Below are 10,416 nucleotides of genomic sequence, written 5' to 3'. Positions count from 1 at the left end.
CTGGATCTTCGGGCGTTCCTTCAGGGGGTAGAGGTCGGCGGCCAGCGTCTGGACCGTGCCCTGGAGGGCGCCGCCGCCCAGGCCCTGCACGATGCGGAACGCGATCAGTGAACCCATGTTCCAGGCGCGCCGCCCGAGCAGGGAGCCGAGGCGGAACAGCGCCTCCCCCGCGCCCAGGGCCCCCCGGCGGCCCGGCCTCCCGCCCTTCCCGCAACCACCGGGCCACCTCACCCACCCCGCACTCCCGCACCCACCGCCCGGCGACCTCGTCACCGGGCTCGACGACACGGGTGAGGAGGACGCGGGCGAGGAGTTCGCGGTCCGGGTCCTGGCCTCCGTTCACGTGAGTGCTCCGATGGCCATCGGGACGCCCCTGGGGACCCCGGTGCGCAGTTGCAGCGCGAGGGCGACGTCGGTCGCGTCGGGGCGGTCGTGGCCGAGCAGGTCGGCGACGGTCCAGGCGACGCGCAGGACACGGTCGAGGCCGCGGGCCGTCAGGACGCCGCGTTCGAGATTGCGCTCGGCCTCGTCCATGGCGCCGGGTACCGCGTGCCAGCGGCTGCGCAGCTCTCGGCCCGGCACTTCGCTGTTGGTCCGCCACGGGGTGCCGACGAGGCGTGCCGCCGCCCGCTCCCTGGCCGCCCTTACCCGGTCGGCCACCACCGCGGTCGACTCGCCCCGGGCGCCGCGCTCGGTGAGCTGGGCCCGGGTGACTCGGTCCACCTCCACCCGCAGGTCGACCCGGTCGAGCAGCGGGCCGGAGAGCCGGGCCTGGTACCTGCGGATCGCCGCGGGCGGGCATTCACAGAAGTCGTCGGTCTGCGAGAAGCGTCCACAGGGGCACGGGTTGGCCGCGAGCACCATCTGGAACTTCGCCGGGAACCGCACGACACCCGCGCTGCGGGCGATCACCACATGGCCCGCCTCCAGGGGCTGCCGCAGTGCGTCGAGGGCCTGACTGCTGAACTCCGGGGTCTCGTCCAGGAAGAGGACCCCCCGGTGGGACAGCGACACCGCACCGGGCCGGGCGATGCTCGGACCGCCTCCGACGAGCGCCTGCATGGTGGCCGAGTGGTGCGGGGCGCAGTACGGCGGGACGTCGATCATCGGTTTGCCGGGCGGCAGCAGACCGGCCACCGAGTGCACCGCCGTGACCTCCAGCGACTCCTGACGGGTCAGCCGGGGCAGGACGGCGGGCAGCCGCTCCGCGAGCATCGTCTTGCCCGCTCCGGGCGGCCCCTCCAGGAACAGGTGGTGGCCGCCGGCCGCCGAGACCTCCACCGCCGTGCGGGCCGAGAGCTGGCCCACGACATCGGCCAGGTCATGGCCGTGGTCCTGCTGCGCGGCCCCCAGGCTGTGCATCCCCGTGGCCGCGCCGGTGCCCGGCACCCGCAGGCCCGCCATGAGCGGGTCGGGGCGGCCCGGATCGTCCGGTTCCTCGTCGGGGACCGGCTCGTCAGCGAGGATGGCGATGAGCTGTCGCAGACTGCGCACACCCAGCACGGAGACACCGGGCACCAGCGAGGCCTCGGCGGCGGCGCACTCCGGCACGACGACCTGCTCGTAGCCCGCGTCCGCGGCGGCCAGCACCGCCGGCAGGATGCCCCGGACCGGACGCACCCGTCCGTCGAGGCCCAGCTCTCCGATCATCACGATGTCGGCGAGCACCCGCGGGTCGATCCGCTCCGAGGCGCCGAGCACCGCGCACGCGATGGCGAGGTCGAAGCCCGAGCCGGCCTTGGGCACCGACGCCGGGCTGAGCCCCACCGTCAGCTTCTTCTGCGGCCACCCCACGCCCGAGTTCACGACCGCCGCCCGAACCCGGTCCTTGCTCTCCGTAAGACTCTTGTCCGGCAACCCCACCAACGTGAAAGCCGCCACCCCAGGCTCCAGATCCGCCTGGACCTCCACGACGACGCCCTCGACGCCCACCAGCGCCACCGAGCACGTACGAGCGAACCCCATGTCAGGCCACCCCTCGCGCGTGCTCGACGACGGGTGCGCCGCGGCTCGGCAGGACGACGCCCACCAGGTCGATGCGGACACCGCCCGGCGGCGCTCCTCCGTGGGCGTGGATCCAGCAGGCGGCGAGACCTCGCAGCCGCTCCGCCTTCTCAGGGGTCACGGCGGCCATCGGATGCTCGAAGGCACCCGTCCGCCGTGTCTTGACCTCGCAGACGACCAGGACGTCCCCGTCCCGCGCCACGATGTCGATCTCGCCCGTCCTGCCACAGCGCCAGTTGCGCTCCAGGACCGTCATCCCGGCCTGGGCCAGCCGCCGCGCGGCCAGCGTCTCGCCGTACCTTCCCAGTGCACTGCGTGCCTGATGCGTGTTCATGTCGGCACCACCTCCGGCGCCAACCGTCACGCATGACGGCCCACCAAGTTGATCTTGGTGGGCCGTCCGACGATTGTGGAAAACTCCGTCACCCCCACGGGGCAACGTCAGGCGACGTCAGGCAACGTCAGCTGCCCGGAAGCTCCAGATCACTCTTGTTGAGCTCCTCGATGTTCACGTCCTTGAACGTGAGCACCCGCACCTGCTTCACGAACCGAGCCGGCCGATACATGTCCCACACCCACGCATCCGCCATCGACACCTCGAAGAACACCTCACCCTGAACCGAGTGCACCTGCATCTCGTAGTCATTGGTCAGATAGAAGCGCCGCTCGGTCTCGATCACGTACTTGAACAGACCGACGACATCGCGGTACTCCCGATAGAGCTTCAGCTCCATCTCGGTCTCGTACTTCTCGAGGTCCTCGGCGCTCATGGCATGTTCCCCTTCAGCCGTGCGGTCCCACCATTGTGCGCCAGTCCCGTCAGCCCCTAGACGATTTCGGGGTCGAGGGTCACGGGCCCGGCCGGGGGACCTTCGTCGAGCAGCCTGCGGAGCAGCTCGGCGAGTCTGGTCGGATACACCGTCTCATGTGCCCGGGTCAGTTCCTGACACGTCCACCAGCGCGCTCCGGCGACACTGCGCCGCTCCAGCTCCGTCAGCGCCACGGCCCCGGGCACCTCATCCGACGTATGGGCCGTCCGCGCCAGGTAGTACCACTCGTCCTGGTCCCATCGGCGGCCCGCGAACGGGAAGGAGCACATCCGTCGCCACAGCACCGGCCCGAGCTCCACCTCGGTGATGCCGGTCTCCTCCACGAGTTCCCGCAGAGCGGCCTGTTCACGGGTCTCGTCGCCCTCGATGCCGCCGCCCGGGGTGAACCACCAGTCGTTCGCCGGATCGTCCGGCTCATGGCCGTGCAGCAGGAGGATGCGGTCGTCCGGGTCGAGGAGCACCACCCTGGCGACCTTGCGCAATCCGCCCTCGTAGGTGTCCGCCGAAGCCTCAGCGCGCACCCACGGGCTCCGTCCGGGTCCGGGACCTGCCGCGGCCCAGCAGCTTGGCGACCGGGCCGTAGGCGCCGCCGCCGAGGACGAGCGCCGCACCGGCCACGATCAGGATCGTGATCGTCCGCAGCGGGCCCGGCGAGGAGAGCGCACCGAGCTTCTCGAAGCCGGTCGGCTGCTTCAGCATGCCGTCCATCGGCCATACGACGGCGTCCACGCGGCCCGTCACGGCGGACCGCGCGACCGTGCCGCTGGCGGCGTCCGTCAGGTGGGCGCTGGAGTCCAGGGAGCCCTGCCGTTCGTCACCCAGCAGGAACAGCCGCCCCTCGGGGACCGTCACGGACGGGATGGTCTTCCACTCGGCCGCGCTGCCCGCGGGCAGATAGGGCTCGTCGATCTGCTTGCCGTTGACGGTCAGCTTGCCGTCGGTGCAGCAGGCGACCGTGTCGCCGCCGACCGCGACCACGCGCTTGACCACGGGGGCGTTGGACACCCAGGTCTTGTCGGTGAAGACGACGACATCGCCCCGGCGTATCTCACCGCCGTCGACGCGCTGGGCCAGCACCCGTTCGCCGGCGTCGATGGTGGGCGCCATCGAGCTGGTGGGCACGGTGTACGGCCGGTATACCACCGCTCCCCAGGCGAACCCGCCGAGGAACAGCACAAGGCCCAGCGCGACGGCCAGCCCGGACAGTCGATGTCCGGTCCGGCTGCCCACCGGGCCTGTGTTCGTGCCGCCGCTGCGCGGGGCCGTACGTGTCGTGCTCTCGCCACCCATGGGTCCGCACCCTACCCGGCGGTACCGGACACGGTCAGCCCCTCACCAGCGACGAAGGTCAACCGCTCCGTAAAGGTTTCCCTAGGTCAACCGGTCAGCGGGTCTCGACCGGCGCGATCCTGCGCCGACGCCACAGCACCACCGGCACCGCACCCGCGAGCACGAGGCCCTGCGGGGCCACCGACAGGGCGGTGGAGGCGGCGGACTGAGTGCTCAGATCCTGGTCGAAGGTGTCCGGGACCGGCAGCGTGCCCCAGCGGTTGATCGGCCAGGCCTTCACGATGGCGCGTCCGACGACCTCGTCGACCGGGACCATGCCGTGGTACTTGTCGTCCTGGTTGTACCGCGAGTCACGCGAGTTCTGGCGGTGGTCGCCCATGACCCAGATGTAGCCCTCGGGCACCTTGACCTTGAACTGGCCGCCGATGTCGTCGACCGTGCACGGGGTGTTGCCCGGGTAGACGTACGACGACTCGCTCAGCGCCTTGCCGTTGACCTTCACCGGGCCGGTGCCCTTGCACTCGACCGTGTCGCCGCCGACGCCGATGACGCGCTTGATGAGGTCCTTCTCCTCGGCGGACGGCATCAGGCCGATCCAGCTGAGGAACGTCTGGATCGCGTTCGGGTCGGCGGTCGGCTCGCCCGCCAGCCACGTCGAGGGGTCGTGGAAGACGACGACCTCGCCGCGCTCGGGCTCGGAGCCGAACCACGGGGTGAGCTTGTCGACCAGGACGCGGTCACCCTGCTGGAGGGTGTTCTGCATCGAGTCCGAGGGGATCGAGAACGCCTGCACCAGGAACGTCTTGATCAGCAGCGCCAGGACGAGCGCGATACCGATCAGGATCGGCAGCTCCTTCCAGAAGGAGCGCTGGTTCTTCTGCTTGGGGGCCGCGTCGCCCGGCCCGTCGTCCCCGGGCTGTGTCCGCTCGTCCGCCGTGGAGTCACTCCCGGAGGTCACGACGTCGTCCGTGGCCGGGTCGGCCGCGTCCACGGGGCGTCCGCGGTGCTCCTCGCCGTCGTGCCCGGACCGTGCACCAACCGCCACATCCCCCACGCCAACTCCTTACTCTGTGCCGCCGCCTGCCCCATACGCGGCGCAGGCCCACCACTCCCATAACGAGCGGGAGTTCCGCAGGGCTCGGGAGCTGGATCGTTCCGTTCGGATCGTCGGAGGCAACCCTATGCGACAGTTGGGGAGCCGCAGTCGACCCGGCGGCCGAGTCGGTAATGGATGAGTATGTTTTCGGCTCGTCGAGGCTGTTCCAGTGACCGAAGGGCCAGGCGATGACCCGCGCCCGTCCCACCACCGAGTCCTCGGAGACCGTACCGCCGTAGTCGGTGTTCTGATGTGCGCGGGAGTCCGCGGAGTTGGCGCGGTGGTCGCCCATCACCCACAACCGCCCCTGCGGCACGGTGATGTCGAACTCCTGCGTGGACGGGGCGTTGCCGGGATAGAGGTAGTCCCCCTCGGTGAGCGGGACGCCGTTGACGGTGACCCGCCCTTCCGTGTCACAACACTTGACCTTGTCACCGCCGACGCCGACGACCCGCTTGATGAGGTCCTTCTCGTTGTCGGACGGCAGCAGGCCGATGAAGGTGAGCCCTTCCTTGATCTGCTTGATGACGACGGGGTCTTCCTTCTTCGTCGTCGTCTGCTCGTCCTGGAGCCAGCCGCCCGGGTCCTTGAAGACCACGACGTCCCCGCGCTGCGGCTTGGAGCCGAACCACGGGGTGAACTTGTCGACCAGTACCCGGTCGCCGATCTGGATCGTCTGCTCCATGGAGCCGGACGGGATCACGAAGGCCTGCACGAGGAAGGTCTTCAGCACCAGGGCTATCAGCACAGCGACGCCGACGAGGAGCGGTATCTCCTTGGCCGCGGAGCGCCTGCGGCGCCGCTTGACCTTGCGCTGGAGCTTGCGTCGCTCCGCGCGCGTGCGACCGCCCGAGGGGCTGGCGGCGCGCCGGACACCGGTGGGCAGAAGGTTGTCGGCGGCGTCGCTGGGCACACCGCGCGGTTTGCCGCGGTTACCCATCGGCACCTGCCGCGGCGGGCACGCGCGCGTAGGCGTCGGGTCGGTGCAGCCGGGTCCAGTGGGCGGTCGGCCATACGATCCAGTCGGCGCGGCCGATCACCCCGGTCACGGGGATCATACCGCCGCCGGGCGAGCCCAGATGGTCGCGGGAGTCGCTGGACTCGCCGCGGTGGTCGCCGAGGACGAAGAGGGTGCCGTCGGGCACGACGACGTCGAAGTCCACCGAGGACGGACTGTCACCGGGGTACAGGAACGACGACTCGTCGACCGACCGGCCGTTCACCTCGATCCTCCCCTCCTTGTCGCAGCAGACCACGTGGTCTCCCCCCACACCCACCACGCGCTTGATGTAGTCCGCATCCCCGAAGTACCCGGTTCCGTCGAACACCACTACATCTCCGCGCCGCGGCTCGGCACCAAAACGGTACGCCAACTTATTTACGAGAACCCGGTCCCCGATCCTCAATCCGTTTTCCATGGATCCGCTGGGAATCTGGAACGGTTGCACCACGAAAGCGTTGAGGAACAGCAAAAACAGCAGGCAGACCAACAAGGTCAGGCTGATCCGGCCACCGGGAAGCCACCCGGTGATCCGCGACACCAACGCGAAACGCGACCGTCCCTCCTGACCCTCTGTGTCCGAGATCTCCTCGGATCCGGAAGGGCGGGAGGAGCGGTCGCGCTCCGTCTGCTGTGCTTCGGTGTCCATCGGGGCCAGATGCTATCCGGCCCCTCTGTGGACCCCGGAAGGCGAGATCAGCGCTCGCGCTTCTCCTTGATCTTCGCGGCCTTGCCGCGCAGCTCGCGCAGGTAGTACAGCTTGGCGCGGCGCACGTCACCCTTGGTGACGAGCTCGATCTTCTCGACGATCGGGGTGTGCACCGGGAAGGTGCGCTCGACGCCGACGGAGAACGAGACCTTGCGGACCGTGAAGGTCTCGCGGACACCGGCGCCCTGGCGACGGATGACTACGCCCTTGAACTGCTGCACACGGGAGCGGTTGCCCTCGATGACGCGGACGTGGACGTTGACGGTGTCACCCGGGCGGAAGGCCGGGATGTCGCTGCGCAGCGACGCGTTGTCGACAGAGTCGAGCAGGTGAGACATTTCGTCTGCTTTCTTCACCCATGCCACAGGTCATAGGCGGGAGCTAGGTGTATCGGAGGGTGTTGTCCGTGCCGGAGCGGGCGTCGTGTCCCCCTGTGGCAGGGGCGCACGCCGGACGACGCACAACAGCGACCTATTCTTCCACGCCGTCGACCCGACGCCAAAATCGGCCGTACGGCTCCCCTGCCGGATCGGGCGCCCAGCCCAGGATGGAGAGCATCTCGCGGTCCTTCTTGTCGAAGGCCTTGGGGTCGCAGCGCTCGATGAGATCGGGCCGGTTGGCGGTGGTGCGCTTGAGCGCCTCGTCGCGCCGCCAGCGGGCGATCCTGCCGTGGTGTCCGCTGAGCAGCGTCTCCGGGATGCCCCGGTCGCGCCACCGGGGCGGCTTGGTGTAGACGGGGCCCTCCAGGAGGTTCGCCATGGCACCGGGCGCGAAGGAGTCGTCCCGGTGGGACTCGGCGTTGCCCAGGACACCGGGCAGCAGCCGGGCCACGGCCTCCGTGACGACGAGGACGGCCGCCTCGCCGCCGGCGAGGACGTAGTCGCCGATGGAGACCTCGTAGACGGGCATCCGGGTCGCGTACTCGTCGATGACTCGGCGGTCGATGCCCTCGTACCGGGCGGGCGTGAAGACCAGCCAGGGCCGCTCGGAGAGCTCCACGGCGAGTTCCTGGGTGAAGGGGCGCCCGCTGGGCGTGGGGACGATGAGCGCGGGCGCGTGGGAACCCGTCTCGTAGCCGTCCGCGAGCGCGGAGTCCAGCGCCTCCCCCCACGGGTCGGTCTTCATGACCATGCCCGGGCCGCCGCCGTACGGGGTGTCGTCGACGGTGTTGTGGCGGTCGTACGTCCAGTCGCGCAGGTCGTGGACGTGGACGTCCAGCTGTCCACGCGCGCGTGCCTTGCCGACGAGGGAGACGTTCAGGGGTTCGAGGTACTCGGGGAAGATCGTGACGACGTCGAGCCTCATGCGCTGTCTTCCTTGGAAGACGCGGTCTCTGCCTGGTCGTCGATGAGCCCGGGCGGCGGGTCGATGACCGCCCGCTGCTCCTCCAGGTCGATCTCGGTGACGATCGACTCGACGAACGGGATCATCACCTCGCTGCCGTCGGGCCGCTCGACGATGAACAGGTCCTGGGACGGCAGATGCGAGATCTCGGTGATCCGGCCGACCTCCACGCCGTCCTTGGTCACCACGTCCAGGTCCATCAGCTGGTGGTCGTAGTACTCGTCCTCCTCCTCGGGCAGCTCCTCCGGGTCCACCTCGGCGATCAGCAGGGTGTTCCGGAGGGCCTCCGCGCCACTGCGGTCCTTCACGCCCTCGAAGCGCAGGAGGAGGCGTCCGCTGTGGACGCGGCCGGTCTCGATGGTGAGGGGACCGGTGGAGGCGGGGTCCGTGAGCAGTACGGCGCCGGGCCCGAGCCTCAGCTCCGGCTCGTCGGTGCGGACCTCCACGGTGACCTCGCCCTTGATGCCGTGGGCACGGCCGATGCGAGCGACTACCAGCTGCACTGTGCTTGTTCTCCTGTAGGTACGACTACGGGCCGGGGACGGCCCAGTGGCCCTCCCCGGCCCGAGCCGGTGCTCTGTCAGCTGCGTTTTGCGTCAGCGGACGTGGTCGACGTCGACAAGGTCGACACGGACCCCACGGCCGCCGATGGCGCCCACGACGGTACGCAGAGCGCGTGCGGTGCGGCCGTTGCGACCGATCACCTTGCCGAGGTCGTCGGGGTGGACCCGGACCTCCAGCACACGCCCGCGGCGCAGGTCGCGTGAGGCGACCTGCACATCGTCAGGGTTGTCGACGATGCCCTTCACGAGGTGCTCGAGAGCCTCCTCGAGCATGCTCAGGCCTCGGTCGACTCGGACTCGGCGGCAGCCTCGTCCTTCTTCTCAGCCTTCTTCTTCTGGGTGATGGCCTCACCCTTGCCCTCGTCGTCGCCACCGAGGGCGTCGAACACCGGGCGAGCAGCCTTCGGCGCGGCCACGAGCAGCGGGGCCGGGGCGGGCAGGCCCTTGAACTTCTGCCAGTCGCCGGTCAGCTTCAGGATGGCGAGGACGGGCTCGGTCGGCTGCGCGCCGACACCCAGCCAGTACTGCGCGCGGTCCGAGTCGACCTCGATGCGCGAGGGGTTCTGCACCGGGTGGTACAGACCGATCTCCTCGATCGCACGGCCGTCACGGCGCGTGCGGGAGTCGGCGATGACGATGCGGTAGTGAGGCGAACGGATCTTGCCCAGACGCTTCAGCTTGATCTTGACTGCCACGGGAGTGGGTTCTCCTGGTTTTGACGTGGTTGGGCACGGCGAGATTGCCGCGTGGGGTTGCGGTACCCGAGTGCCCGATGGACGCGTCAGCCGGAGGCGAGAGGGTTCCTGTGCGGCTGTCGAGTACAGCTAGCCATTGTGCCATACCCGGCGGGTCGCGTCGGACGGGAGGCTGTGGCGGGCACGCCTGAGAGGCACCCGGCGGCGCAGGGTGCCCCAGGCGTGGTTCCGGCACCCACGAGATGCCGGTCCTCCACGGACCGCGGTTACGCGGCCCCGACGACCTCGGGGATCCGGAACGGCTTGCCGCACCCGCCGCAGACGATGGGCGCCTGCGCCAGGACCGACGGGACGACGCGCACGTTGCGACCGCAGTCGCAGACCGCCTTGACGCGTACGCCGCCACCGGACGAGCCGTGCCGGGCGGCCGGGCCGCGGAAGGAGCGGGCCGTGTCGGCGGAGGTGGCCGCCGTGTGGGCCTTCAGGGCGCGCTGGAGCCGCTCGATGGTCGGGCGGTAGCGGCGCTTGGCCTCGGGGTTGAGCGTGACCAGCGAGAAACCGCTGCTGGGGTGCGGCTCCTCGGGGTGGTCCAGGCCCAGCTCCTCGGCGATCGCGAGGAATCTGCGGTTGTGGTAACGGCCGGCGCGGGAGGTGTCGCGGACGCCGCGGGAGGCGGCGATCCCGTGGACTGCCTCGTGGAGCAGTCGCTCGAAGGAGAGCTCGTGTCCGCACGCGGACGACGACTCTCCGATCAGGGACTCTGGCGCGGCGAGATCGGGCAGCTCGGGGTGGTACCGCTGAATGTCGGCCCACGCCTGTGCCAGCTCGGCGGCGAGAACAGGTGGTGTCTGTGTCGTGCTCACGTAATGACAACGAGCCGGAGTG

Annotated in this window: 14 protein-coding genes and 1 pseudogene; all 15 read right to left on the bottom strand. The window is 69.9% G+C overall.

Going from position 1 to position 10,416, the window contains the following annotated elements; all coding sequences use genetic code 11:
- Window positions 1-231 (bottom strand): annotated as a pseudogene (locus HLK59_RS22205) (hypothetical protein); the annotation flags it as partial.
- Between the two features lie 108 nt (window positions 232-339).
- Window positions 340-1,965 (bottom strand): YifB family Mg chelatase-like AAA ATPase, encoded by a 1,626-nt coding sequence (locus tag HLK59_RS22200; protein ID WP_171143245.1) that lies wholly within the window; start codon window positions 1,963-1,965, stop codon window positions 340-342.
- 1 nt (window position 1,966) lies between these two features.
- Window positions 1,967-2,338, bottom strand: coding sequence for a YraN family protein (locus HLK59_RS22195; protein WP_171143244.1), 372 nt, complete (start codon window positions 2,336-2,338; stop codon window positions 1,967-1,969).
- Between the two features lie 127 nt (window positions 2,339-2,465).
- On the bottom strand, window positions 2,466-2,774 hold the full coding sequence (locus HLK59_RS22190) for a DUF2469 domain-containing protein (protein WP_005311352.1): 309 nt from the start codon (window positions 2,772-2,774) through the stop codon (window positions 2,466-2,468).
- A gap of 56 nt (window positions 2,775-2,830) precedes the next feature.
- Window positions 2,831-3,355, bottom strand: coding sequence for an NUDIX hydrolase (locus HLK59_RS22185; RefSeq protein ID WP_171143243.1), 525 nt, complete (start codon window positions 3,353-3,355; stop codon window positions 2,831-2,833).
- Window positions 3,345-4,124 (bottom strand): signal peptidase I, encoded by a 780-nt coding sequence (gene lepB / locus HLK59_RS22180; RefSeq protein WP_171143242.1) that lies wholly within the window; start codon window positions 4,122-4,124, stop codon window positions 3,345-3,347. The genes HLK59_RS22185 and lepB (HLK59_RS22180) overlap by 11 nt, the downstream gene beginning before the upstream one ends.
- 94 nt (window positions 4,125-4,218) lie before the next feature.
- Window positions 4,219-5,178, bottom strand: a complete 960-nt coding sequence (gene lepB / locus HLK59_RS22175) for a signal peptidase I (protein WP_171143241.1) — start codon at window positions 5,176-5,178, stop codon at window positions 4,219-4,221.
- Window positions 5,066-6,160 (bottom strand): signal peptidase I, encoded by a 1,095-nt coding sequence (lepB, locus tag HLK59_RS22170; protein WP_171143240.1) that lies wholly within the window; start codon window positions 6,158-6,160, stop codon window positions 5,066-5,068. The genes lepB (HLK59_RS22175) and lepB (HLK59_RS22170) overlap by 113 nt, the downstream gene beginning before the upstream one ends.
- The gene (gene lepB / locus HLK59_RS22165; protein WP_171143239.1) at window positions 6,153-6,869 is read right to left on the bottom strand and encodes a signal peptidase I; all 717 of its coding nucleotides are present in this window, start codon (window positions 6,867-6,869) and stop codon (window positions 6,153-6,155) included. The genes lepB (HLK59_RS22170) and lepB (HLK59_RS22165) overlap by 8 nt, the downstream gene beginning before the upstream one ends.
- Before the next feature lie 47 nt (window positions 6,870-6,916).
- A complete protein-coding gene (gene rplS, locus HLK59_RS22160; protein ID WP_171143238.1) occupies window positions 6,917-7,267 on the bottom strand; it encodes a 50S ribosomal protein L19 in 351 nt (116 codons plus the stop codon).
- Between the two features lie 133 nt (window positions 7,268-7,400).
- A complete protein-coding gene (trmD, locus tag HLK59_RS22155; RefSeq protein WP_171143237.1) occupies window positions 7,401-8,234 on the bottom strand; it encodes a tRNA (guanosine(37)-N1)-methyltransferase TrmD in 834 nt (277 codons plus the stop codon).
- Window positions 8,231-8,776, bottom strand: a complete 546-nt coding sequence (gene rimM, locus HLK59_RS22150; protein WP_171143236.1) for a ribosome maturation factor RimM — start codon at window positions 8,774-8,776, stop codon at window positions 8,231-8,233. The genes trmD and rimM overlap by 4 nt, the downstream gene beginning before the upstream one ends.
- A gap of 93 nt (window positions 8,777-8,869) precedes the next feature.
- Window positions 8,870-9,109, bottom strand: coding sequence for an RNA-binding protein (locus HLK59_RS22145; RefSeq protein WP_005479813.1), 240 nt, complete (start codon window positions 9,107-9,109; stop codon window positions 8,870-8,872).
- 2 nt (window positions 9,110-9,111) lie between these two features.
- Entirely contained in the window at window positions 9,112-9,531 is a 420-nt protein-coding gene (rpsP, locus tag HLK59_RS22140; RefSeq protein ID WP_171143235.1) for a 30S ribosomal protein S16, read from the bottom strand.
- Window positions 9,532-9,797: 266 nt separating this feature from the next.
- Window positions 9,798-10,394, bottom strand: coding sequence for a hypothetical protein (locus HLK59_RS22135; RefSeq protein ID WP_171143234.1), 597 nt, complete (start codon window positions 10,392-10,394; stop codon window positions 9,798-9,800).
- Window positions 10,395-10,416 lie beyond the last annotated feature (22 nt).

Source organism: Streptomyces sp. S3(2020) (genome assembly GCF_013044505.1).
Classification (GTDB): Bacteria; Actinomycetota; Actinomycetes; order Streptomycetales; family Streptomycetaceae; genus Streptomyces.
The sequence above is the reverse complement of the archived record's forward strand: the minus strand, read 5'-3'. Positions and strand labels throughout refer to the sequence as shown.